We start from the raw sequence: 26764 nt of genomic DNA, 5'->3' as shown, positions 1-26764 counted from the left end.
TTGGGCAGGTTGTAATGGATCACCCAGCGCACATTGGATTTATCGATGCCCATCCCAAACGCAACGGTTGCACAAATGACCTGCACGTTGTCGTTGATGAAATTGTCCTGAATTTTGGAACGCTTATCGGGGGATAGTCCCGCGTGGTAAGCTTCGGCTTTCAGTCCTTGTTGCAGCAATTTGGCGGCAACGTCTTCAGCTGTTTTGCGGCTCAGGCAATAAATGATCCCCGCTTGCTTGGGGTGCTTTTTGATAAACTCCTGAATTTGACCCAGGCGTTGTTGCCCCGGACGCACTTCCAGACTCAAATTGGGGCGATCAAAAGATGCGATGAAAATGGCGGGTTCTTTGAGGCGCAATTGATCGACGATGTCCTTGCGGGTGAGTTTATCCGCCGTTGCCGTCAATGCAATAATGGGTATATTAGGAAAATGCTGCTTGAGCATGCCCATTTGGGTGTATTCAGGCCGAAAATCGTGGCCCCAGGCGGAAATGCAATGCGCCTCATCGATGGCAAAAAGGTTGATCTTGCCCCGTTTCAGGATGGAAATGAAATTGCCCGAAACGAGTTTTTCTGGCGAAACGTACAAGAGATTAAGTGCCCCAGAATAAAAAGCTTCTTCCACCTGGAGTTGGGTGCGGGAATCGATCGCGCTGTTGAGGAAGGCTGCCTGAATACCGTTGGCGCGCAAACCTTCCACCTGGTCTTTCATCAACGAAATCAAGGGCGATACAACTATGCAAGTACCGGGTAAGGTTACGGCCGGAATCTGGAAGCAAACTGACTTGCCTCCCCCTGTTGGCATCAATACCAAGGCATCCTGTCCAGCAAAAACAGCCTGGATAATGTCGGACTGCAATGGCCTAAATTGATCATAACCAAAATAACGCTTGAGGGCTTGTTTTGCTTTTTCTAAATTCATGCGACAACGCTTGTAAGAGAATGAACATTCCTCACAAACATATGTACCACAACGGAGGTTTGCAAATTCAATGGGTGTTAATCTACTCAGGGCAGAAGAAAAAAGACTAGAGCCCTCGACGTTTCCGGGCAGGATGTGAGGGCTCTTTGGAGGCTAAAATTCTTTACTAGAGGATATGTCTTACAATAAAATCTGGGGTAAGGTATGCTGTAATTTTCAAATCTGAAACCCCATAAACATGGGGTGTAAGGAGTCATAACCAATTTAGCCCTCATTTCGATTTGATCAGCAGCAGACTAACCAGAATGACCAAAATGATTGTGAAGGTCATAGTTGGAAGATTTTAGTTGTACCATTTTTTACGAAGCTCATAATCCGATAGGTTGAGGTTAATCAATTCAAATTTTTCATTGCGGGATAGTTTAATACGGTATTCATTGGGATTGTTTCCATACGGAATTATCCATCCATCCGGTATTGTCCATCTGCCTTCAGGTAGCCTCAAGTAGATTGTGCCTCGTTTTTTGGTTACCACTTCCACCTTTTTTACTACTCCATGTTTCATCTCCGCTGAAATTAAAAAAGCGCCTTCGGTACGTAGATTTTGAAAGGAAACATCCCTCCAGGTGCTTGGCAGTGAAGGAAAAACCTCTACCATTCCATCATGACTCTGTAACAACAACTCGTGTACCCCTTGAGCGAAAGCAAAATTGCCCTCCAGGGTAAATGGATGATAGGTGAAATTGGAATATTGCCCCCCTTTCTGGTCTCCATTCACGTGAAAACTGTTGATGGAACAAAAATTGCGGGCAAAAATTTGCAGCATCTCCAACGCTTGGTCGGCGCGTTTGGCCTGGGCTTGCAGGCAGGCTGCCCAGGCGAAGGAATAACCACACCACTCGCGGGTTCCGGCTTTTTCGAGCTGATCGAGAGAACTGTTCATCAACACCCGATCGGTTTCTCGGGAAAAGTTGAGCACCTTGAGTGGATAAATCGACATTAAATGGGCGTGGTGGCGATGAGAATGTTCAAAGGAGAAACCTGGCGCAATGCTCAAGCTATTTTGAGTCTGGGCAAAAGCAGGTAAATCTTCCTGGATTTTCTTCCAATACAAAGCCTCGCTGGGTTTGAGCACCTGCGTGGTCATGGCGAGGGCATTTTTGACCAAGGCCAGATCATGGTTGCTGAAATCCAAAAACCAGGCTTTGACGCTGTTGTCAAAAACCTCTGGACTGGAACTCAAGGGAAGTTTGCGCTGGCCATTTTCGGTGTGCGTGATTTGATCCAGGTGATGGGCGACATCCAGGAGGTAAGGCCGAGCTTTTTGTTTCAAAAACACCGAATTCATGCTGTACTTCCATTGCCAGTAAAAGTGCTGTGCCACCCAGGCGCTAGTCGTGGGGCTCATTGAGTATTGAATCCATCCACCCATCGGCTTGCCGCTGATGGTATTTACGCCAGGTACATTGAGTCCGTCGGTGCCAAAGTAAGCCTTTGTCCAGCGTTTGTTTTCTGCCATAGTTTTCCACAGCCAATTGGTATATGAGGCGGTCAAATCCAGGTGGTTTCCGGTATAACCCGGCCAGTAGCTCAGTTGGGTATTGAGGTCGTGGTGGTAATCGCCTTTCCAGGGAGGCAGGTTGCCATTGTCGGCAGTCCAGATGGCTTGCAGAGAAATTGGAGGGGTATTGCTGCGGGCCACACAACCAAACTTGTACATTTCGAGGTAGTACTGTTTTTCAAGCAAAGTGTCGGGCAAATGCACGCTTGACTTGCTCCAATATTGTTTCCACCAGGCCTGATGACTTGGCCAACGGGTTGGTTCAACAGCTTTTTTATTCAATCTGGGCATTTTTGCAACTTGATCTACGCTGATGGTCCACTGACCGATGAGATTGTCTCCAGTTTGTTGCCATTGCACCAGCACTTCATAGAAATGCCCGTTCCAGGTTGGCTGGTGGTAACGGATGGAATTGGGGGTTTTGTCAATCTTACCTTTGGCGTATCCCAGGCGCTCCAGGCTTTGGCCTTCTACACTGTTGCCCGTTTTTCCTGAAGTGCCCGTATTGTAATTGGGAATCAACAGTTCTGGAATAAAACTGGGATCTTTCAGGTTTTCAAAACCAAAAAAACCGATTTGCTCACTGGCGTGTACATAGCTGTTCAGCCGTACCCCATTGCTGAATTCTACTGTAGCGAGGGCCTGGCCAATGTCCAGTCTGGCCGATTTTACGGAACCAAAAGCCTGGCAATCAAATTCCAGCGCTGCCCCCGGAATTTTGGTCGGTGCGGCATATTTTTCATAAGGTTCATCCCCAATGGCTTGTACGGTATCGTATTGGTTTTTGAGGACCTGTTCTTTTACCCAATCAAAACGCAATTTGTCAATTTCGGGCATAGGACGGTCGTCCCAAAGGTCAACCCGATCCATACTCATGCGAATGTGTTTATCTTTTTGCCAAAGCAATACCCCCAGCCAACCGTTGCCTAGGGGAAGACCTTCGTACCATTGGGTAGGCATGGTTTGAAATTGGAGGTGGTGTTCGGGTTGAGGTTGTGCTCCGATACAGGTACAAAATGATGCCAAAAGAACAATTGTAGTTGCAAATTTCAGGGCTAATGTTTTCATAAATAAGGTCTTGCACTTAGGAAACGGATTCTATCAATGACTTGATCAAACCAAGATAGCAATTGGATAGTTTAGTTGTTGTACTTTAATGAACTTTGCACTATGAAATACCGCACTTTAGGCAATACTTCGATCCAACTGTCCGCCATTGGGCTGGGCTGTATGGGAATGAATCACGGTTACGGCGAAGCCAACGATGTGGAATCGATCGCAACCCTCGAAAAAGCCATTGAAATCGGTATCAATTTTTGGGATACTGCCGATATCTATGCCAATGGCCAAAATGAAGCATTGGTTTCCAAAGTGCTGAAACCGAACCGCGACAAAATTTTTATCGCTACTAAGTTTGGGTTCAAACCTTACGAGAACGGCAAGTTTGGTGGTTTCGATGCCTCGCCAGCGCGCATGCGAATTGCCGTTGAAGAAAGCCTGAAACGCCTCCAAACTGAGGTGATTGACTTGTATTATGCCCACCGTATTGACCCCAATGTGCCTGTGGAAGAAATGGTAGGCGCCATGTCGGAATTGGTCAAAGAGGGCAAAGTGCGGTATCTTGGGTTGTCTGAAGCGTCGGCCAACTCCATTGGTCGCGCCCACAAGGTACACCCAATCGCTGCCTTGCAAAGTGAGTATTCCTTGCTAACCAGGGATGTTGAAACAGAGATTTTACCCTTATGTCAAGAACTCAATATTTCACTGGTGCCTTTTAGTCCGCTTGCCCGGGGCTTGATGACGAACACTCTGGATGTAAGTGCTTTAGGTGCGCAAGATTTTCGCAAAAACTTACCCCGCTACCAACAGGAATACGCCGAAAACAACCAAAATCTGGCTGCTGGTTTTGCCCAAATAGCTGCTGAAAAAGGTTGCACTCCTGCACAATTGGCCATAGCTTGGGTGTTGGCACAAGGTGAGAGCATCATTCCGATCCCGGGCACCAAACGCCGAAGCTATTTGTTGGACAATGCAGGTGCGGTGGATGTAGCGCTTTCCGCAGCGGATTTGACTTTGTTGGAAGAATTGCTGAAAAGATACCCGAACGTAGGTCCGCGCTATAATGCGGATAATTTGAAGTATGTGGATAAGAATTAGGGGCTTTGCACACTTGTGAAACCCTTGCAAAATTGTTAACTTTACCCACAAATCATTGTACATGACTGTACCGAGCGTTGAACCCATCACCAGCCTTTCCCAACTCGACCCCAATGGGTTGTATACTTATGCCGATTACCTCAGCTGGCAGTTTCAGGAACGGGTAGAACTGATTCGTGGGCGCTTGTTTCCGATGAGTCCTGCTCCGAATACACTTCATCAGCGCATCTCAGGTGCATTGCATTTTAAACTTTACAGTTTTTTCTTGGATAAAACCTGCCAAGTATTTGACGCTCCATTCGACGTACGCTTGCCGGTCAGTATCAAAAAAGGGCAAACTACCACGGTGGTACAACCTGATCTTTGTGTGGTTTGCGATCCACAAAAAATTGATGAACAAGGTTGCAATGGCGTACCAGATCTAATTCTAGAAATACTTTCTCCAGGCAACAGCAAAAGGGAAATGCGCGAGAAATACCAGGTATACGAAGAAGCGGGCGTGCGAGAATATTGGTTGGTTTACCCACTGGATCAAGAAGTTCGGGTGTATGTTCTCAATGACAATGGCCAATTCATTGGTCTGGCCCCCGTTATCTCTGAAGACATCCTTCGATCTGCTGTTTTTCCAGATTTGGAAATTGATCTAAAATGGGTTTTTGCTCAAAAATAAGTTCTGATAATATTGATAAACAATAGTATACCGTTGTACAAGGCAAGTTCTCAACCCTTCGGGAAACCTGCTTCATCCTTCAATTTCTGAATCTGCTTTTGGTGCCGCTGCATATGCACCTTTAAAAAATCGAACCGCTGCCGGGCGTCCATGGGACCGGAAATAGGGTGCGGATACACCAGAGATTCCAGGTCAAACCCTTCCAGCTCAGTGGCAAAATCTGCCAGCATAAAACCTTGTGCTTTGAGCAGGGCCAACCAGAAATTGAGCGAACCACCCCATTGTGGCGCGGCAATTGGCGGCACAATCTCTTTAGGTTGCCAGGTACGGGCAATTACTTCATCTGCCGACAAACCCTGATGTATGGGGTCTCCTGACCATACTGGATCGTTGCGACGCAGCGCGTCAAATGCTTTCCACAGGCCGCTGATCCCTGATTGTTCCGCGCGAACAATGTGTTCAACGTTTTCTACAACATTCCATGTTTCGACGTCTGGTTTGAAGTTGGCTTGCTCATAAGTTAGGCCGGAAACTTCAGCAATAAAGGCTTGCCTTGCAGTTTGTACTTCAGCCAGGAGTTGGGTTATTTCAGTCATGTGATGCATTTATTGATCCACCCAAAGATAGCTAGAATGCCGCTTTATTGTAAATTTACCAAGCATTTATCATCCACTATAAACGAAATGAAAAACCACCGCATTTTTTCCTGGCTGCTGTGCAGTCTGCTATTGTTGAGTGTGAAGGCCATGTATGGCCAAACTGCTGCTGAATTAACATGGTGGAAGCTCTCTGATGCCACCTTTCCAGTGATTGACGGCCAGGCATGGTCTGGCGAAATGAAAGACTCCCTTCAGCGTTTGCCGCCTCGTGCGCAAAGCCTCGTAAGACCTCCGGTCTGGAACCTTTCCAAACAACCAGCTGGCTTGTTTATTCGCTTTTTCAGCAATGCTCCCCAAATCAAGGTTCGTTATAAAATCGCAGGCAGCCCTTCTATGCCACATATGCCTTCTACAGGGATGAGTGGGGTGGATTTATACGCCATTGACAGCGATGGAAACTGGCACTTTTGTGCAGGCAAATACAGTTTCAAAGATACCGTGGAGTACAATTTTGACAAGCTTAGTCCTTCTGATGGCTACCACAAATTGGGCAGAGAATACCGCTTGTACATGCCGCTTTACAAGGGACTAACTGGACTGGAAATTGGAACAACTACAGGGAGTGCATTTAGGCCACTCCCCAAAATGAACGAAAAACCAATCGTGGTATACGGCACTTCCATCGCTCAGGGCGCTTGTGCATCCCGACCCGGCATGGCTTGGACGAACATTTTGTCCCGCAGGTTGGACCGACCCGTGATCAACCTAGGTTTCTCAGGAAACGGTCGGCTGGAACCCGAACTCATCAGTCTCATCAACGAAATCGAAGCCAAAGTGTACATCCTGGACTGCCTGCCCAACCTTACCACCGAGCGATTCAGCAAAGAGGACAACCAAAAACGGGTTTATGATGCGGTTAAAAGCATTCGTGCAGTGCACCCGATAACCCCTATCTTGCTCTGCGAGCACGCTGGCTATTCGGAAGGTTTTATGGTGCCCGCCCGTCAGACTTATTACCAGGAAGCCAATCAGGCCTTGCAAGCGGCTCTTTCACAACTCAATGCCGAAAAAGTACCCGGACTTTATACCCTTACCTTTGCCGAAATCGGTTTTGATCTGGATGCTACTGTAGATGGTACACACCCCAACGATTATGGGATGATGCGCCAGGCCGAAGCTTATGAAAAGAAACTGCGGGAAATCCTGCAAGAGCCCATCGGAAAAACGACGACCAGAATCCCGGTGCGCCAAAGCCGCGAACCCGGAAGCTACAATTGGGAAGAGCGCCACAATGCCATCAAAGCCCTGAATGTCAGCGAACCTGGCAAAATCCTGTTTATGGGCAATTCCATCACCCACAACTGGGGCGGCAAGCCACTCAACGACCGCATTTGTGGTGCCGATTCCTGGGCGCAATACCTGGAACCCCTGCAAATGCGCAACCTGGGTTTTGGTTGGGATCGGATCGAAAACGTACTTTGGCGCGTGTACCACGATGAACTGGAAGGCTTCAGTCCCGAAAAAATTGTCATCAACATTGGTACCAACAACCTGCACCTCAATACCGATTTGGAAATCATCAGTGGCTTGAAATTCCTGGTAGATGCGATCAAAATCCGACAGCCCCGTGCCAAAATTTATCTACTGGGGCTTTATCCCCGTCGGGATAAGGAAGCGCGCATCGTCCAATTGAACAAAGGCATCCAAATAGTGGCTAAAGCCAATCGCTTAACCTATGCAGACATTGGCACCAAACTCTTGTTGCCCACGGGCAAAATTGACGAAAAGCTTTTTTCTGATGGTTTGCATCCCAATGCCGAAGGCTATCAACTTTTAGGCAAAGCATTGGTGAATACCTTAAACCCTCCCAAAAAATGAAGCACTGCACGATGATGATTCTGGCTTGTTGCTTGGCAAGTTCAATCATACCGACGAATTCATTCGCTCAATTTGTTTCCAATTCGCAGCCAACATCAGAAATCTCCGTATACCAAAATGGCGACGATGGCTACCTCTGCTACCGCATTCCCGCCATTGTCAAGGCACCCGATGGCGACTTGCTCGCTTTTTGCGAAGCCCGTAGGCTCAGTTGCAGCGATCACGGCGATGTTCGCATTGTACTCAAACGCAGCGCCGACAATGGCCAAACCTGGAGCAAACTCGCAATTGTGGCAGAATACGGCAACAACCAGGCCGGCAATCCTGCCCCGGTTTTTGACTTGAGCGACAAACGGTATCCTCAAGGCCGCCTATTTTTGTTTTACAATACCGGAACGGGTTCTGAAGCAGAGGTCAGAAACGGCAAAGCCATGCGGGAAGTGTGGTACAAAACCAGTCTGGATGGAGGCCAAACCTGGTCAACACCTGTCAACATTACCCGCTTCGTATCCAAACCCAATTTCCCCCAAATCAATCCGGCATACAACTTTAAGGATGATTGGCGGCATTACGCCAATACGCCCGGGCATGCACTTCAACTCAGCAAAGGAAACTACCGTGGCCGCATTTTCGTTGCTGCCAACCATTCAGAAGGTGCTGCATTGGCACAGGGGAAGGATTATTTTGCGCATGGGTTCTATTCGGATGACCATGGCAAAACCTGGAAAATCACCCCCAATATTACCTATCCTGGCAGCAACGAAAGCACCGCTGCTGAATCGAGCAATGGAGGCATCCTGCTCAACTGCCGCAACCAATCCGGCGACGCCAAATACCGCATCATGGCCACAAGTACAAGTGCTGGCGCGAAATGGGATTCGATCTACGTGGAACAACAATTGGCAGATCCCGTTTGTGAAGGAAGTATGCTCAATTACACCAGCAAAACGGGACAAAAATGGCTACTGTTTGCAAATTTGGATCATCAAAGCAAACGTGAAAACCTGAGCCTCAAAGTCAGCGCTGATGAAGGCAAAACCTGGCGATTGGGGAACGTGATCTGCCCAACGAGTTCAGCTTACGCGGATTTGGTCATTCAACAAGATCAAAACATTGGCATACTATACGAAAAGGACAATTACAGCAAAATCGTTTATGCGCAGGTCAAACCCGAATCCCTTTTTCAAACCGTCAACAGCACCCATTCCGATCTGTGGAAAGGCTTTGAACGCATCAATTTGCAGGTAGGTCAGCACCGAGCCTACTGTGTCAAACCCAAACAGGCGCTACCCGGAAATCCCTGGATATGGCGGGCTTCTTTCCCTGATTGGCATACTGAAATGGACAGTTTGTTGTTGGTCAAAGGTTTTCATCTCGTCTTTGTGCACGTAGATGACCAATATGGCAGTCCGGCAGCCATGCAAGCCTGGGATCAGGTCTACAATCATTTGGTGGATTCCATGAAGTTTGCACCCAAAGTTGCACTGGAAGGTGTCAGCCGTGGCGGTTTGTATGTGTATGCCTGGGCAAAACGCAATCCAGACAAAGTGAGCTGCATCTACAATGAAGCACCCGTGTGTGACATCAAAAGCTGGCCTGGAGGCAAAGGCAAAGGCCCGGGAGACCCCAAAAGCTGGACGCAGTTTCAGGAAGTATTCAGATTCAATGAAGCAGAAGCACTGGCTTTTAAAGACAATCCGATTGACAACTTGGAAGGGCTGGCCACTTTCAAAGTACCCATTCTGCACGTGATCAGCAACCAGGACAAGATTGTTCCTTCGGATGAAAACACTTATTTGCTGACGCAAAAATACACAGCCTTGGGAGGCCCCGCCACCATTTATCCGGTTACCGATGGGCCGCAAACTTTGGAAGGCCACCATTTTCCGATCAACAAAGCAGCAGAATGGGCGGATTTCATCTATAAACATAGCTTCCCAGTCAAAAAGCCATTGCCCAACCGCGATTTTATACAAATTCACAATGGTTTACAAAACATCCACCGGGTCATTTTGACACAAAGGAAGGCTACGGTAGCTTTTCTGGGGGGATCCATCACCTACAACAAAGGTTGGAGGGACAAAACTTGTGCTTACCTCAAAGAACGCTTCCCGCACACGGAATTTACCTTTATTGCTGCGGGCATTCCTTCTTTGGGCAGCTTGCCGCATTCCTTCCGCTTGCAAAGGGATGTTTTGGACAAAGGGAAAGTTGACCTTTTGTTTGTTGAAGCGGCAGTGAATGACCGTGCCAACGGTACCGACAGCCTCACTCAGGTGCGCGCACTGGAAGGCATTGTTCGGCATGCCCGCTTGAGCAACCCTCTGATGGACATCGTGCTGATGGCCTTTGCCGATCCAGACAAAACGCAAGATTATTCCTTTGAACGAACGCCTGTTGAAGTACACAACCATGAATTGATCGCCAGCCATTATCAATTGCCCTTCATCAATTTGGCAAGAGCAGTGGCGGATAAAATGTGGAACCAAGAGTTCAGTTGGGCCTACGATTTTAAAGATTTACACCCTTCTCCTTTTGGGCAGGAGCTGTATTTTTCGGCCATCAAAACCTTGCTAACGGATTGCTTCAACGATCCAGGCGTTTGGACGGAAACCACCTTTTACCCCAATCCATTGAACCGCGCCAGTTTTGACAAAGGCAAATATCACCCCATCGAAAATGCCAAACGGGATAAGCATTGGACCATTGACCCAGATTGGACTCCAAGTGACGGACTCCCTACCCGCGAGGGTTTTGTGCATGTGCCCATATTGATGGCCAACACCCCGGGGGGTGCTTTTTCGCTGAGTTTTAAAGGGACGGCAGTGGGCATTTCCCTGGTTTCCGGCGCCGATGCTGGCATGGTCACGTATTCAATCGATGGTGGCCTTTCCAAAACGCTGGACTTGTACACCCAATGGAGCGGGCAATTGCATTTGCCCTGGTATTTGTTGTTGGGAACGGATTTGAAACCGGGGGCGCATACTTTAAGCCTGAAAATCAGTGCTGAAAAGAACCCGAAGAGTAGTGGAAATGCCTGTCGGATAGTGCATTTTTTGTTGAACGAATAATTGTCAAGTATGAAAATCCAAATTTCGCTTTGTCTCTGCCTATTTTTATCGGTGCTTGGTTTGGGTCAGAATAGTCCGCAGCAGCCCAATATCATTGTCTTTCTCATCGACGATATGGGCTGGCAAGACTGTTCTCTTCCTTTTCATACTGAAAGAACCAAATGGAATGACCTTTACCATACGCCCAACCTCGAAAAATTGGCAGCCCAAGGTGTGAAATTCACCCATGCGTATGCTGCACCAGTTTGTTCCCCTTCTCGGGTAAGTTTGATGACGGGTATGAATGCCATCAAGCACAAAGTGACCAATTGGACCTTGTGGAAAAACCAAAGTACCGATGGGAAATCAGCAACATTGACGCCACCAAAATGGAATATGAATGGTTTAAGTCCAGTACCTGGGGTAGAAAATGCGGTTTATGCCACTTCTCTCGCCACGGTTTTGAAGCAACACAATTATTATACCATCCATGTCGGCAAGGCCCATTTGGGTGCTGCAGGTACACCTGGCAGTAATCCGTTGAATCTGGGGTTTGATGTGAACGTTGCCGGACATGCCGCAGGAGCTCCACAGAGCTATTATGGCCTCGCCAATTTTGGCAACAAGCGGGGGCGTGACTCGATTTGGGGTGTTCCCGGGTTGGAAAAATATTGGGGTCAGGACGTTTTTTTAAGTGATGTTTTGACGAAAGAAGCCATTGCCGCCATGGACAAAGCCAAAGAAGCAAGACAGCCTTTCTTTTTGCATTTTGCGCATTATGCCGTTCATGCCCCGATCATGGCTGATCCGCGGTTTGTACAAAAATATTACGCAAGGGGGATGGATTCAACCGAAGCCAAATATGCTTCCCTCGTGGAAGGGATGGACAAAAGTCTCGGCGATGTGATGACTTACTTGGAACAAACCCAATTGGCCAAAAACAGCATCATCATCTTTTTATCTGACAATGGAGGCTTGAGTGCAAGTGTGCGTGGTGGAATCCGGCACGAACACAACACCCCGCTACGCAGTGGAAAGGGTTCAGCCTATGAAGGTGGGGTACGCATCCCCTTTGTTCTGAAATGGCCGGGAATGGTGCAACCAGGTTCCACCAATGCTCAGAACATCATCATTGAAGACATCTTTCCAACCGTATTGACAATGGCGGGCATCCAAAAGCCCAAGCTTGTGCAAAAAATAGATGGCCAAGACATTTTTCCCTTGATCCAACAAAAAAGCAACACGAACAAGCGTTTTTTATATTGGCATTATCCACACATTTGGGGCCCAAAAGGACCCGCGCTGGAATTGTACAGTGTCATTCGGCAAGGACATTGGAAGTTGATTTATTTTCACACAGACCAACGTTTTGAATTGTACAATACGGAGGCCGACTTGGGTGAAACGCAAAATCTGTTTAGCGCGCAGCATCCCGTTGCTTTAAAACTGGTTAAGGAACTGGGGCGCGCTTTGAAAAAAGGCCGGGCCGAAATGCCCAAAGAGATCGCAACACAACGCAATGTCCCTTATCCTGATGATTTAATAAAAATGCGCGCCCGATGATCCAAATGGAGCATTGTGTTTTTTGATGAGTGAACCGAACCACTAATAGGTAAACATGCGGTCACTTTCTGTTGCCAAACGAATCAGCACATTTGGCATAGCAAATTCGGCGGATTTCTTGACCAAGTCTGCTTCAGTGACTCCTCTGGCTTTGCTAGACATGCCTGAAAGGTAAAATTTACCTCCACCCTTCACAATGGCATCAAAATGTTCGCGTAAGCTACCCGTTCCGAGCCCAGTTACCTTATTTAAGTTTTCATCGCGGATAAGTTTCACAGCATCACCTGCTAAAAATAGGCACACGGAATGGCCTTCGGCTAAAGCGGTTCTTGCCACTAGAAAACCCAAAGCTACGCGGGTAGAGTCTTCTGGGCCATGGGTAATGTGTACCAAAAACTTCAATTTCGGAGTAATGCCTGTAGATGACTGGGCAACTGCACTGAACAAACTTAAAATAGACATTAAGGTTAATAGGATTTTCATTTTAATAGAATTTAGTCAATGGTTAAAAAATAAAGTAAAATAAGCTAATAGTTTGTGAAACCTGTAGTGTAGATTTTTTATTTGATTTCAATGGCCTCAATAGGACTCCAATTTTCTGGAACCCCATTTAGGAGAAGCGTGTTTAGTTTGCTTTTGTAATAAAGTAAAACGGAATCGGTTGGGTTTTCTTCAATCAATTGTGCAAAATTTAACGACGCTTCTGAAAACTGTTGATTAAAATATAGATCTAAAGCTTGATGATAAGCTTGGAGGCTTGCCTTTTTTTGGGCTTGCAATTCTGGCAGATCACCATCGAAGCATTCGTATAGACCAATGTGTTGTTTTTTTCCCTTCACCTGTACACGGCCAATAAATCTGAATTGCTCAGCGGGTTTGCAATCCAACTGCTCGATTAAAGTTTCGCTTAGCAATACATTGACTCCAAAATGTTTGGTGAGTCCTTCAATGCGTGAAGCAGCATTGACTGTATCCGATACGATACCCGTATCCATTCTTTTTGCGTTGCCCATTATACCAATAATTACTTCCCCTGAATGCATGCCGATTCCTGCTTTAATTTTTATTGGTGCACCATGTAAGTTTTCAACTTGATAATTCTGCAAGAAAATTTGCATTTCTATAGAGGCCTCCAAGGCGTCTTTGGTTACATCAAAGAAGGCCAGGATGCCATCTCCAAGTAGTTGATTTACCATTCCATTGTGGCTGGTGATGATCTCAGTCATCTTTTCCAGGTACGCACTTAAAAATTTGAAATTCTCTTCAGCCGTAAACTGTTCTGCAATGCTGGTATAGGCGCGGATATCACAGAACAAAACCGTCATTTTCTCGCTTCGGTAATCTCCTAATTTTACATCTAAAATCGAAGTATGACCTAAAAACCGCAGATACTCATTTGGGGTAAACCTACTGTAAGCTTCGGTAAGTGTAACTTGATTATTGAGGGATTCTTCCAGGTTTCGATAAAGTAGGGCATTGTCGAGTGCCACCGCGATTTGTGCACTTAGAATGTTCATTACACTTACTCTTTCTGCTGAAAAGGCATAAGTGATTAGATTGTTTTCAAGGTAGATTGCCCCGCGAAAATTGCCTTGATGCAAAATCGGGATACACAAAATGGACTTTAGTTTATTGGCACTGATGTGAGCGTCATTTTTAAATCGTTCATCATGGTAAGCGTGGTCTAAAAGTAAAGTATCGTGGCTCCGGTGAGCATATTGAACAACGGATTGAGCTACTTCATTGCATTCATTCAGTGGCAAATTGTGCATGAATTCTGCTTCAGCGCTAAGCACACTGCGCTTTACCGCAAGCACTAGATCATTTTCGTTTTTTAGGATCAAATAACCTACTTCAGCTCCAGCATTTTCAACAACGATAGAGATCATTGAGGGGAGCAATTTGTTTAATAGAATTTCGCCAGAGATTGCAGCTGCGGATTTCATCAAACTAGTAAGGTCTAGGCCATATTTGCTATCGAAAAAATGAGAAGTTTCACTGTTGTTTTGGCTCATTAAGAAGTTTAATTCGTTGCCCCTGCGCAAAATCAATGAAGGATACTCGTCGATCATCAGTTTTACTTTTGCAGAAGCTCCCCATTGTAGATAATCATACGCACTTTCTTCTAAATAAGCCAAAGCAATTTTGTCTTGCTTTCGTTCCAAATAAATCTTTCCAATCAATTCTTTCGCAATGGCTGAAAGATGTTGCACATTTCGTTTTTCAAGATCAGAAACAATTGATTCTAACAGCTGCGCCGCCCGATGTGGACGACCGTTAATGAGGTAATGAACAGCTTGTACCAAATGACAATAACCTAAATAGTTTACAATACCTTGAAGTGACCTATTCTTTAAGGTTTTCAGGTGATTCAGCACAATTTTCCGGAATTTTTGCTGAATTGCTTTTGACTGTGAAGGGAATGTTTTTAGGATAGCCAAAGCATGGAAAAGTGCCAGGTCTACATAGGAATAACTACCATCCAGATAGCTCAAATATTCATTGCTGGCTAAAAGGTGACTGGTTAAATTTAGTTCATTCAGATTGATTAAATAATTGGTTTGATAAATGTAAATGTACAATTCAGTGAGATTGGTAAATGCCAATTCCTTTTTAAATCGATTCAATTTTGAATCAATGGATGCATCTGGCACCCCGGCCTCCCACGGAAGAATGGGTTTACCAGATAAGGCCAACAAGGATTGATACCGGCACAGTAAAAGGTCATAACCATTTTGATTGTTGAGTTTCTCTAAATGTTTGAGGTGGCTACCAGACTCCTGTAGAATTTCTTCAATCGGGTGACCCAATGCAGACCGATAACAAATAATGTCATAATAATTTAACCCTAAATACAAATAATCGCCATCGGCCAAGGCCATTTTTCCGAGCTTGTAAAAATCTTCCAGATAGGTGTTTGCATCATACCGGTAGTGGTTAATAAAGTTGAGCTGTACAAATTTTAATTTGTGATAAGGGAATACACTGCCTAATGATTCGTTCAGTCGTTCACCCATTGCTGCCATTTCAAAGGCGATCTCAATGTTGCCAAAAGCGCGGTTCATGATCATGCCATAACCAGTGAAACCTAATGGAGATGAGGGCGTATGGCCAAGTCTAAGGGCAAATCGTACTTCAAAAAGCACCAACCAGGCAAATAAGTCTTGATTCGACAAGAAAACAGAAGGCCCTGCTTCGAGCAGTAATTCAGCTAGTTTGATATGATCTAAATCTGTGCATCTGGGGCCATGAATTAAATCATCCATGCTCTTGTTGCGAAGCCTCCATTTGATTTCAGCGATACTTGACATGATCCGCAACTTTGATTCAAAGGGACGGGTTGGAATATTAATATTGAATAGTTGTAGTGCGGCGGCTACAGTTTCCGTTACCTCTTTGTGCATGCCCCTGGAGGAATACATGTCAACTAAAGATCTATAAACAACCAGTTTGTCTAATTTGCTTTGACTATGTAAAAGCAACTGTTCATATTCTGCTTTCGCATTTTGTATGTCGCCAGTTAAATAAAAACACTGTGCTACTTCATGGTGCAATCCCTTCCATAAAGTATAGTTGGTTTCAATTGCTGAGGAATCAAGCAATTCAATGCCAGTAGAGATGTATTCTAATGCTTGAACAAAAGCTGTGGCTTCTCGGGCTTTATTCCCAGCTTGCAGATTAAACGCCGCCAATTCAAGTCTTTCTGTTGAAGTGGTAATGTATTCCTTGCCTTTATTTAAGTGGTTACAAATGGTGAAAATTTGCTCATTAATGCCTTCTGCATCTGAATTTCGACTTAGGTTCTGACCAAGTTTTAGATGTATTTCCTTGCGCTCTTCTTCCGTCATCAAGGAATAGGCTGCTTGCTGTACCCGATCATGCAAGAATCTAAATTTTGCATCATTCAGCGTCTCATGGTGGGAGAAATATTGGTTTAATAAATTATCTTGAAATTGTTGAGCATCGGAAAGCAAGACATAATTTTCGTCCAAAGCAGAAATCAGTCCCATTTCTAAAGGCTGTTTCAACGCGATTAATTCATCGTTGTTGGCAATACAAGAAAGTAGGTGAAGAGAGAAATCATTTCCAATACAAGCGGCAAGCTTCAGACTTTGTTGTCCCTGTGAAGATAATTTTTGAATTTTTGAAACCATGAGTTCCACTACGTTGTCCGTAATGTTCATTTTGTCCAATTCTTCCTGTTTCCATTCCCAATGTCCTTTTGCAGTATCGAATTTAATTTGGCCTTCCACTTTTAGATTAAGCAGAGACTGGGTAAGGAAGAAAGGATTTCCTTGGGTTTTGGTGTACAACAACTTAGCCATCCCAATCGTGTCTTTCACAGGCCTTTTGAAAGCATCTAAAAGCAGCTCAAGAATGTCACTTTCTTCCAAATTGGCCAAGTGAATTTCGTGAATAGGCATGACTGCTTTCACTTTGTTTAGGGTCTGTTTCAGCGGATGAGCATCATTTACTTCATTGCTGCGGTAAGACCCAATTACCCCAAGGCTTTGTAACTCAGTATCCGCAGCCAGCAACTCAATTAATGTAAGAGAAGCTACGTCAGCCCATTGTAAATCATCGATAAAAATGATGAGTGGCCGATTTGGAGTAGCCAATGTTTTTACAAAAGTTTTAAGTGTTTGTAAAAATCGGTTAGAAGCTTCTTCTGGTAGCAACTGAGGAGGAGTTGCATGTGTACCAATGATTAGCTCAAAGGCTGGTATGAGTTGGTTGATGATCTGTATATTCGCACCTAAAGCAGTTATCAATTGTGATTTCAGTACTTGTAAATCTTCTTCTTTTTCTGCCAATAATTGTTTGGCCAGATCGGTAAATGCAATCGTAAATCCAAAGTAAGGAATATTCCGATTCAATTGGTCGAATTTGCCTTTGGTAAAGTTGCCTTTAGCGATAGTAATCTGTTTGCGTGCTTCCTGAATCAGTACTGTTTTCCCGATTCCAGAATAACCAGAAACCAGAATCAACTGTGGTTTTTGGGCTTCAATCACCCGATTCATAATTTGAGACAATTGTTCCAGTTGTTCTTCTCGTCCGTAGAGTTTTGAAGGCAGAATGAATAATCCAAATGAGTCAGCTATGTTCGGTTCAAACGGTACAATATGCTTGTTTTGGTGCCATTGTGCTACACAATTTTTCAAGTCTTTTTGCAGGTTGTAGGCACTCTGGTATCGATCGTCAGCCGACTTAGACAGTAGTTTTAGGATAATTCTGGCAATGGCTTCTGGTAATTCAGGTCGAATTGTACGGGGGTCTGGAGCCGCTTGCGCCAAATGTGCGTGTATCCATTCAAGCGGATGATTGGCAGTGAAAGGCAATTGACCCGTTATCAATTCAAAAAGGGTTACCCCCAAGGAGTAAAGATCTGAACGATAATCGACTGGGCGATTCATGCGGCCAGTTTGTTCTGGTGAGATATACGGCAATGAGCCTTCTAAAACCCCGGTTGCCTCTTGTATTCCGGGCATTAAGCGAGTAGCCAATTCAAAATCAATGATTTGCACTTCTCCGTTCGAAGGAGAAACAATGATGTTTTGTGGCTTTATATCTCGATGTATAATTTGTTGTGAATGAATAAAGGCAAGAATCTGGCAGAGCTGTTCCGCAATGCTTAGCATACCAGCAACGCCATGTAGCTCATTGTCGACATAAGATTTGACGGGTATCCCTTGGTGATCGATTAGAACAATACTGTAGTTATTGTCATTTTTTTCAAAGCCAAATACTTTGGGCACGCCTTGGAATTCTAATCCTTGCAATTGTTGAAATTCATGACGCAATCGGGCAATCTCTAAAGGCGTTGGGTACGGATTAGCCAAAGACTTGATGACAACAGGCAGATTCCCATCACTAAAGGTGGCCCTGTATACATTAGATTTGATTCCTTGGTGAAGGATTTCAGAAATTTCGTACCCTTTAAACATGATTCAAATCGCTGATGAAAATGGATAAATTAAACCGGATCTTTTTCGCCCATTATTTCGTGTTCCTGTTTCAGGATTTCACGAGCTGTCTGTTTCCCTGCGATAACCGCAGCTTCTACACAACCAGCATTGAAACCATTGTCAATCCAATCACCAGTAATGTAGAGATTGTCAAAACCGCAGGGATGCGTTTTCATTCGGTGAATGCTACTGTTGGTTTCAGAAAGAACATAAAGCTCAGAAGGGTCAATGTTTGCCTTAAACCATTGACTATTGAAGCGATCTACTCCGATGCGATTGTTTAAGTCAATCAGTAAGTCCCAATTGAAGTTACCATTTCCATCAGAAGCATTTGGCCATAAGTGAGGACTCAGCTTTTCAAGGTAATCCTTGGTCTTGTTCTTGACTTCCTCGTAGGCTTTCATGGGTACCGTATGGTCGTTAAAATCCCATTTGGAATAGTCAACCTTGGTTTCAATAGGGCCGCATACGTAAGCTATATTGTTTGGAAAGGCATGGTCTGGCCATGATTCACGAATGATCAGGTCACTCATGTCAGCCCAGGTATCAAAAGGTTCTTTGTAACTGCCAGACAATGGGACTTCGTCCATCCAGTAAGGCCAACCCAATCCGGCAACATCTGGATAAAACCAGAGTTGAAAGGCGTTCGTTTCGCAGGCGGTTACGGATTCAACCATTTTTTTCCAATCTTCATTTTCGGCTATCAATTCCTTGGCGATGACCGGCAATGCTCCGATGGCTATTCCTTGAACTACGATGTCAAAATCAACACCAGCTTGCAACGTTTTTGTACCTACGTCTTGCCAAGGCGTCCAGTAAGATTCTAGGTTGAAGTCTTTTAATTGTTCGCCTTGATCCAGTTGGTCATACAATGGATTGGATGGCCAACAAGGCAATCCTTTTACATCGAAGAGAGGGTTGTACTCCTGATTGTTTTTGACTGTTGCCTGAATCCCAATTTCAATGGATTCGATGTTCTTTTTATCTGAACTGAGTTTCAAGTTCTTAACTTTGTTAAAAAACTCAAACTTCACTCCTCTGGCTTTCAATACTTCGTACATCGGAGCAAAAATCGTATCGCCCATACCGGCTTGCATTCGATAGTATACAGATCCACGGTAGGTAAAAGCCATCCGCATTGCGCCACGCAATGCCGTCCCGGCCTCGAACGTGAAATATTTATAGCCACCAAATACCAGACCATAAACGGCTTGTACCAATCCTGAATCGATTGTAATGGCAGAGGCTCCGTGTTTCTTAATCCAATCGCGGAAATCAATATTGTTGATGACATCAAACCCCTCGGTGATTACCCCATCAACAATCATTCCTCGAATCGTGCTCAGCGCAAAATCAGTAGTGACCCAAAGGTGTCTGGTTTCAGGGTCTTCGTCGATCTCGTGTTCAATTTTCAGCCATAACCAGCGCAAAATTCGATCAATGATGTCCAAAAGTATGCTGTGATGAGTCGGGTTTTTACTGATCAGACTTTCAACGATGCGTAAAGCGGTCAGAATGAGTCTAGCACTGATCTCTAAACCAACAGCTTCAATGCTGTGTTCTATTTTTTCCCACCATTGCTCAATTCCTTTAAAAAAAGTATCGTGTTCATTTTCTAATTCAGGATTTTTCTGTCCACTAAATAAATTAGAAATTCTTTTCCATAAGCTTAATTTTTTTGGGGTTGGTGCAGCAGCGCTTGAAGTTTTTTTGTTTTTACCTTGGGATTTGAAGTAGTTTACATGTTGGACATGAAGTGCAGCCAGAATGTGTCTGATGTATTCCCAAACGGTGGGAGGAGGCCCATTTAGACCTGGCATTTCATCATTTCTAGGCAAGAGCATAGGCCAGTGTTCCCATTTGCCCCAAACGTATTCTTCCAGCACTACAATATCAAAAGGTTTGAAAGCTTCTTGCCAGGTAGCCAGGGGCTTAGTTAAAGGCCTGTTGTTGGCAGCATAACAGCGTTGAATCAGGTCAAACGCATTGTCATAAAAACCAAACCAAAGGTGCAGCCCATGCTCCTCAATGCGGTTGGCTATATCAGTGTTGCGGCCGCTTGCGCCTTTGCCACCAAGGCGCCAACCCATTTGATAAAGGGTGATCTCATATTTTTCTTGCCAATTGGGTTCTTCGGTGAGCTGCATTGCAGTAGTCATTGCGGAAACGCCTCCGCCTAGAATGACTATTTTTTGCTTTTTGGGTTTTAACGTGTCAGTAGTTTCCATGATTCATATTTAGCTTAGTCCTAGCAAATGTTTAATTTGCTTAAAAATACTTGGTTTTTGCTCGGCATTCCAAATTTCCTTTCCAACGTCAAAAAGAAAATCCCAATCTAGCCAGAACGCTGATTCAGCCAACTGGCCATCGGTTAATCCAAGGTCTGAGGCGATGGGAAATAAGGCATTGTCAGGTAGTTTGAGTTGAAAAGAACCATTGATCAATCCACCACCATTTACATTGAGCGAATTGGCAGTGAATTCAACTATTGCTTGATAAATGGCTTCATCTGGGTTAGAAATAGATCGAACTTGCCGCAGAGAAGTAAACGGAAGTTCTTTTGTTAAAAATAATTTGGCGACTTCGATGAAGAGGCTGATTCCAGGAATTTCTAGATGTCCTTCTCCAAACATTTGCCTTTTTAAAGCTTCGATGGCCACTGAAATGTCTTTCCATTCTTCCGTAAATGGAACATCAGCTTCGCTGGTTTGAACGATAGAAAGCAGTGGTAATTTTGAAAAAGGGGCGCCTCTTTTGAAATCAACAGTACTTACAGCATGCAGATTAAATATTTTTCCTGGATCTTTTAGACTAATTGGTAGTTCTACCCAACCTAAAGCTTTGGGCATGCCGTATACTTCACGACCGTTCGCCATCACAATTGCATCGGTTACAAAAATATAGGGAACCAAAGCACTAATGTGCTCCTCAACCCAAATTCCACCCAGTTTTTTTATTCGCACTACAAAGAGAGTGACAATGACTTCTTGGTAAGGAATCACACCCCATTGGCTATAGGGTTCACTGGATGGCCTGCTCTCTTTTGTGTTGGCAAAAGTGATCTGCACTATTGGGGCAAGCGGTTGATAGAACAATTCATTGTTGCTGGGTACATTCAACCATTTGTCACATACCTTTTGTAGACTTTGCAGATCTGCTTTGAAGATAAAGCTCATCATCGTTGAACCTTTTTCTTCAAAGGGCTGAGGAAAAGTCATGGATCCATTCAGGTAATGAAATTTAGAAGTAGAGCCTGACATGATCGGTGGTTTTTAGCTGAAATGAAGTGAAATACTCTTTTGAGAACAATTCAGAAGTATCAATGCTAGGTTGCATGGGAAGAAAGCCAAAATTTAGATGTAAAATAACAAAAGAAATTATTGAAGGTTGAATTTTTTATTACAAATATTCGAGGTGAATTAGCTTCAAAGTGCTTTATCGGAATATTTTTACCCCATCAAACATCAGATCTATGAGCAATACCTCCATCAAAGTCCTTGTAGTCGGTTGCGGCAATATGGGTGCTTCCCATGCCCAGGCTTATCAGTCAATAGACGGCTTTTCCATCTGTGGCATCGTTTCTACCGGAAAAAGCAAAGAAGTACTGAATGAAAAACTAGGCGGCGGATTCCCGCTGTATTCGGATTTCACCCAGGCCTTGGTAGAAACCAAACCCGATGCAGTGTGCATCTCTACTTATCCGGATACCCACGAACAATTCTGTGTGCAAGCACTGGAAGCAGGTTGCCATGTCTTTATCGAAAAGCCCATTGCAGACTCAGTTGCTGGTGCAGAGAGGGTAGTGGCTGCTGCTCAAAAAGCCAATAAAAAAGTAGTAGTAGGGTACATCCTGCGGCACCATCCCTCCTGGGCAAAATTTGTAGAAATTGCCCAACAACTGGGCAAGCCCTTGGTGATGCGTATGAACCTCAACCAGCAAAGCCACGGTTACATGTGGGATGTACACCGCAATTTGATGAAAAGCCTCAGTCCGATTGTAGACTGTGGCGTGCATTACATCGATGTGATGTGCCAAATGACCCGTAGTAAGCCAATCAGGGTAAGTGCAATCGGTGCGCGGATGAGCAACGACATTCCAGACTGGAATTACAACTACGGCCAATTGCAAATCCACTTTGAAGATGGTTCGGTGGGCTGGTACGAAGCAGGTTGGGGGCCCATGATGAGCGAAACTGCTTTTTTTGTCAAAGATGTGATTGGCCCCGCAGGTTGTGTATCCATCGTAGCCAAGGATGCTGGTGGCGCAGGCAAATCCGACAGCGTGGATGCGCATACCAAAACGGAGTCACTGCGTTGGCACCATGCCGACATTGATGCCCAAAATGAATTCACGAATCCTGATGAATGGATAGATCTCACGGATGAACCGGATCACCAGGAATTGTGCAACCGAGAGCAACGGTACTTTCTCAACGCAATATTGGAAGACATCGACCTGACCGATCACCTGGCGGATGCGGTGAACAGCCTCAAAGTAGCGTTCGCCTGTGATGAATCGGTGCGAACTGGGGAAATGGTGCGACTAGCATGATTTTTGATTGGCTCAATTTGCTTTTTTTAGACGCAAATTCAGGCACGAACTTCGTTCGTTAAGGAGTTTTTTTGCCACAAATTCCACAAATTTTCACAAATTCAAGCACGAACTTCGTTCGTAAAGGGAACACAAACGAAGTTTGCGTTCCAATTTGTGAAAATTTGTGAAATTTGTGGCAGAAAAAACCCGCCGAAGGCGGAATACGCATTCTCAAAATCAAAACACCTAAAATCATGCCCAAGCTAATTAAAAGAAGCCTACTGCTCGCCCTTGTTTTTTGCACTGTTTTCTCTGCATTAAGCGCGCAAATCACTCCTGAAAAATATACCTCAGATTACCTCAATTCCATTCGCGACAACCGCGCCTTGTTGACCGCTTTTTTCCAGCAAATGCCTAAAGGAGGTGATTTGCACCACCATTTCAGCGGCTCGGTATACGCCGAAACTTACTTTGATTTTGTGGTCAATTCCGACTATTGCATCAATGTCAAAACCCTGGCGATATTTGACAAAATGCCTTCCGCGAATGCCGATATCCGAAAATTCAGCGAAATCAAGGCTGCGGGTGGCTTGAATGAAATTCGCTACCAATTGCTGCGCTACTGGTCGGTTAAAGACTATTTCGCAGGTGATGAAGCCAGCGACAAGCATTTTTTTGATGCTTTTGACAAATTCGACCTGGCCAGCAAAGGGGTACCTAAAGAGGGTTTGCTGGAAATCAAACAACGCGCCAAAGCGGAAAATGTACAATACATCGAATGCATGTACCGCTCTGCCAAACACGGGTTGGATTTATCTGATCTAAAACCTTATGCTGCGATTCTGGATTCCTTGCTAGGCCAAAAAAACAGCAACAGCCTTCCAATCGTTCTGGATAGCTTGTACGCTCAATTCATGCGAAGAGGCATTGAAGGGAAAGTGGCCAAATACACCAAAGACATTGAAGACATCCACAGTGAACTCATGCTGGATGACAATGCTTTTACCCTGCGCTTTCAGGGCTACGTGACCCGGGTACTCGAAGATCAGGTGACCTTGTTTGGCAACCTGGTTGCGTCTTTCCTTTCGGCAGAGCGCAGCAAATTGATCGTAGGAGTCAACATCGTAGCGCCCGAAGACAATCCCAGCTCCATGCGGAACTACTGGTTGCATATGCAGATGTTTAAGTGGTGCAAACAGCATTTCCCCAAAGTCAAATGCTCTATGCATGCTGGCGAATTAACCCTTGGCCTGGTCAAACCGGAAGACCTAAACTGGCACATCAACGCTGCCGTTCGTGAGGCAGGCACCAACCGCATTGGGCATGGCGTAGATCTGGCACACGAAGCTCAGGTCTATGACCTTCTGAAAGTGATGCAAACCCAGCAAATTGCGGTGGAAATCAACCTGGTCAGCAATGAATTCATCCTGAATGTCAAGGATGATCGCCACCCCATCACGCTGTACCGCAATGCCAAAGTGCCGATGGTCATCTCCACAGATGATGCAGGCATCCTGCGTACCAATTTGACCGAACAATTTGTACTCTTGGCCAATCGGTACAAGAATATCACCTATACGGAGATCAAGCAATACATCTACAACAGCATCAAATTCAGTTTCATCGAAGAGGAACAGTTGAAGTTGAAGTTGTTGAACGGATTGCAGCAGCAAATTGCGGCGTTTGAGCAGAAGTTGCAGGTGATGCAATTGAGAAGATGATGGACTGAATCCGGTTGGAAATAATTACCATAGCAGGGCGTTTAGCAATTGAAGATTTTGTTCAACCGAATTCGAATGAGAAAACCCGTATTCGTCCTGCTTTGCTTTTTGATTTTACAAAATTTAAACGCCCAGGAAATAAGAACATTTATGGACTTACAGACCCATACGGCCATCCACATTCCGTATGGGTTATTTAGTGATGGATTGACCTATTTTCCAAAAAATGCCCCTCCGAGACTCAGGTTCAAACACATGTTTACCAATGTGAATTATGCCAATTTTTTTGAAAACAATCCCGGTGCACGGATCATCATCAACGGTGCAATCAACAAGGAATGGGTGCAATCCAGGGAAAAAGCGCGCAGAGTGATTTTGGAACAAATTGAATATGTCAATGCCTTTATTCAACAACATGCCGACAAATTTGCCCTTGCCACCACACCCCAAGAGGCACGAGACCTGGTACTCAATACCAACAAAACTGTGTTTATCCATTCGATTGAAGGTGGAAGGAGAATAATCGACAGTCAGGAGGACGCCAATTTTTGGGCGAGCAAAGGAGTGGCGTTTGTTACCCTGGTGCATTTGCTGGATGACGAGAATGGAGCTTCCGCTATTACTCCAGGTTTTTTCACGCGGATAATGAATTTGAAAGGGGTGTTTCGCAAAGAAAAAAACCGTAGGCTGACAGAACACGGCAAAAATGCCATCCGCTATTTGGCCAATGCGGGCATCATGACCGACCTTACCCACATGTCGGCCCAAACCCGGAGGGATGCACTCGATTTTATGTATGAACAGCAGATTCCTCCGATTTCAACCCACGACGGGTTTCAACCGGTACACAACAGTCCCCGTGGAATTTCCGAAGCCGACATCATTGGCATTTACCATCACAATGGATTTGTCTCTTTGCCTTTGAGTGGCGCGCCGTTGAAACCCCGCAAATCTTCTCCCGCATACCAACAGTTGCTCGATAGTTTGAATCGTGCCAAATGCTATTGTGCGGGTTCAGTTGACAACTACAAATTTAGTTATTTGGCACTGAAGCAGTTTGTTGAAGGCAATGCTGCATTGATTTCCAATGATTCTCTTATGGTATTCAGCAAATTGACCGACTCCCAAAAAGTAAAATACGCCATTGGCTTTGAATCTGATTTCAATGGTTGGCTGAGCCATGAACGGCCCAGGTACGGCAAGAAAGGTTGCTATCCAATGTTAAAAATCAGGGCTTACGAGGAGTTTGAGCAAAAAGGACTGGCTCACCCTGGTTTGATCAAAGGGCATTGGGATGCTTTGTCCGGTGATGGAGTCGATCTGGAACCCATCAAAAGGGCATCAGAAAAGTTTTTGCAATTGTGGCAATACTTCTTAAGGGCGAAAAAAAAATAAGTGTTTCATTTTGCCAAAGGATTAGATGAGTAAACGGTTCATTTTGAGTTTCTTATCTAATACTTTGGCTCCGAGAAAATGAAACACTTATTTTTGCCCCACTACTAAGTTCATCGGGATGAAACAAGAAGAAGGAACTAATTCCTCGTACTTTTGTGTGCACCAAACGCGCACTCCTAATGAACTTTGACCACATCTTCACCGTCACTTTTACCCTCTTTGCCATCATCGACATGTTGGGAAACATTCCGATCCTGATCTCCATCAGCGAGCGCATCGGGCAGATCCAGGCCTGGAAAGCCACCGGTTTTGCCGGGATATTGATGCTGGTATTCTTGTTTATTGGCGAGTCCTTCCTGCACGTATTGGGGGTTGATCTAAAATCCTTTGCCGTAGCGGGTTCGATTTTGATTTTCATCATGGGGCTGGAGATGACCCTGGGCATTGATATTTTCAAAACAGAAGACGGAAGTCAGACGGGGAGCCTCGTGCCAGTCGCTTTTCCCCTGATTGCTGGTTCGGGTACGCTAACGACCATCATTTCCTTAAAAACCAACTTCGCTGTGCTTGAAATTGTAGTTGGTATCTTGCTCAATTTGCTGATCATTTTCCTGGTTTTGCGCTCCTTGCGCTTGCTGGAAAGACTGCTTGGTCGCGGGGGCTTGTTGGTCATCCGCAAATTTATGGGGGTTATTTTGCTGGCTGTTGCGGTAAAAATTTTCAAAACGAACTTGGGGATTGGGTAGT

Annotated in this window: 16 protein-coding genes; 9 read left to right on the top strand and 7 right to left on the bottom strand. The window is 45.0% G+C overall.

What is annotated here, in order from left to right:
• Together ABW391_RS16140 and ABW391_RS16135 are read right to left on the bottom strand one after the other, a co-directional pair.
• Positions 1-923: RecQ family ATP-dependent DNA helicase (locus tag ABW391_RS16140; protein WP_353482926.1), on the bottom strand; the 923-nt coding region annotated here is incomplete at its 3' end.
• Positions 924-1266: 343 nt separating this feature from the next.
• Entirely contained in the window at positions 1267-3552 is a 2286-nt protein-coding gene (locus tag ABW391_RS16135) for a glycosyl hydrolase family 95 catalytic domain-containing protein (RefSeq protein WP_353482925.1), read from the bottom strand.
• Between the two features lie 102 nt (positions 3553-3654).
• Here ABW391_RS16135 and ABW391_RS16130 point away from each other — a divergent pair, with 102 nt between their 5' ends.
• Entirely contained in the window at positions 3655-4641 is a 987-nt protein-coding gene (locus tag ABW391_RS16130) for an aldo/keto reductase (protein ID WP_353482924.1), read from the top strand.
• 61 nt (positions 4642-4702) lie between these two features.
• On the top strand, positions 4703-5311 hold the full coding sequence (locus ABW391_RS16125) for a Uma2 family endonuclease (protein WP_353482923.1): 609 nt from the start codon (positions 4703-4705) through the stop codon (positions 5309-5311).
• A gap of 50 nt (positions 5312-5361) precedes the next feature.
• Here the strand turns inward: ABW391_RS16125 and ABW391_RS16120 are convergent, their stop codons facing one another.
• The gene (locus tag ABW391_RS16120; RefSeq protein WP_353482922.1) at positions 5362-5907 is read right to left on the bottom strand and encodes a DinB family protein; all 546 of its coding nucleotides are present in this window, start codon (positions 5905-5907) and stop codon (positions 5362-5364) included.
• Positions 5908-5994: 87 nt separating this feature from the next.
• Here ABW391_RS16120 and ABW391_RS16115 point away from each other — a divergent pair, with 87 nt between their 5' ends.
• From ABW391_RS16115 to ABW391_RS16105, 3 genes are read left to right on the top strand one after another with little or no spacing between them, the layout of a single operon-like run.
• On the top strand, positions 5995-7788 hold the full coding sequence (locus tag ABW391_RS16115) for an SGNH/GDSL hydrolase family protein (protein WP_353482921.1): 1794 nt from the start codon (positions 5995-5997) through the stop codon (positions 7786-7788).
• The gene (locus ABW391_RS16110) at positions 7785-10859 is read left to right on the top strand and encodes an exo-alpha-sialidase (protein WP_353482920.1); all 3075 of its coding nucleotides are present in this window, start codon (positions 7785-7787) and stop codon (positions 10857-10859) included. The genes ABW391_RS16115 and ABW391_RS16110 overlap by 4 nt, the downstream gene beginning before the upstream one ends.
• Before the next feature lie 9 nt (positions 10860-10868).
• On the top strand, positions 10869-12401 hold the full coding sequence (locus ABW391_RS16105) for a sulfatase (RefSeq protein ID WP_353482919.1): 1533 nt from the start codon (positions 10869-10871) through the stop codon (positions 12399-12401).
• Positions 12402-12443: 42 nt separating this feature from the next.
• On the opposite strand, the gene ABW391_RS16100 is transcribed toward ABW391_RS16105, so the two are convergent.
• The 4 genes from ABW391_RS16100 to ABW391_RS16085 form a co-directional block, all read right to left on the bottom strand.
• Complete coding sequence (locus ABW391_RS16100; protein ID WP_353482918.1) at positions 12444-12884, bottom strand: DsrE family protein; 441 nt, start codon at positions 12882-12884, stop codon at positions 12444-12446.
• A gap of 77 nt (positions 12885-12961) precedes the next feature.
• Complete coding sequence (locus ABW391_RS16095; protein ID WP_353482917.1) at positions 12962-18346, bottom strand: AAA family ATPase; 5385 nt, start codon at positions 18344-18346, stop codon at positions 12962-12964.
• A 29-nt stretch (positions 18347-18375) separates the two neighbouring features.
• Positions 18376-20595, bottom strand: a complete 2220-nt coding sequence (locus ABW391_RS16090) for an NAD(P)-binding protein (RefSeq protein ID WP_353482916.1) — start codon at positions 20593-20595, stop codon at positions 18376-18378.
• A gap of 9 nt (positions 20596-20604) precedes the next feature.
• The gene (locus ABW391_RS16085; protein WP_353482915.1) at positions 20605-21486 is read right to left on the bottom strand and encodes an acetoacetate decarboxylase family protein; all 882 of its coding nucleotides are present in this window, start codon (positions 21484-21486) and stop codon (positions 20605-20607) included.
• Positions 21487-21839: 353 nt separating this feature from the next.
• Between ABW391_RS16085 and ABW391_RS16080 the strand changes: the two genes are divergently transcribed.
• From ABW391_RS16080 to ABW391_RS16065, 4 genes are all read left to right on the top strand, one after another.
• Entirely contained in the window at positions 21840-22919 is a 1080-nt protein-coding gene (locus tag ABW391_RS16080) for a Gfo/Idh/MocA family protein (protein ID WP_353482914.1), read from the top strand.
• 236 nt (positions 22920-23155) lie between these two features.
• On the top strand, positions 23156-24622 hold the full coding sequence (locus tag ABW391_RS16075) for an adenosine deaminase (protein WP_353482913.1): 1467 nt from the start codon (positions 23156-23158) through the stop codon (positions 24620-24622).
• A gap of 75 nt (positions 24623-24697) precedes the next feature.
• The gene (locus ABW391_RS16070; RefSeq protein WP_353482912.1) at positions 24698-26017 is read left to right on the top strand and encodes a membrane dipeptidase; all 1320 of its coding nucleotides are present in this window, start codon (positions 24698-24700) and stop codon (positions 26015-26017) included.
• Positions 26018-26196: 179 nt separating this feature from the next.
• Positions 26197-26763, top strand: coding sequence for a MarC family protein (locus tag ABW391_RS16065; protein WP_353482911.1), 567 nt, complete (start codon positions 26197-26199; stop codon positions 26761-26763).
• Position 26764 lies beyond the last annotated feature (1 nt).

This window comes from Haliscomenobacter sp. (genome assembly GCF_040403615.1).
GTDB lineage: Bacteria > Bacteroidota > Bacteroidia > Chitinophagales > Saprospiraceae > Haliscomenobacter.
This window is presented reverse-complemented; position numbering and strand designations above follow the sequence as displayed.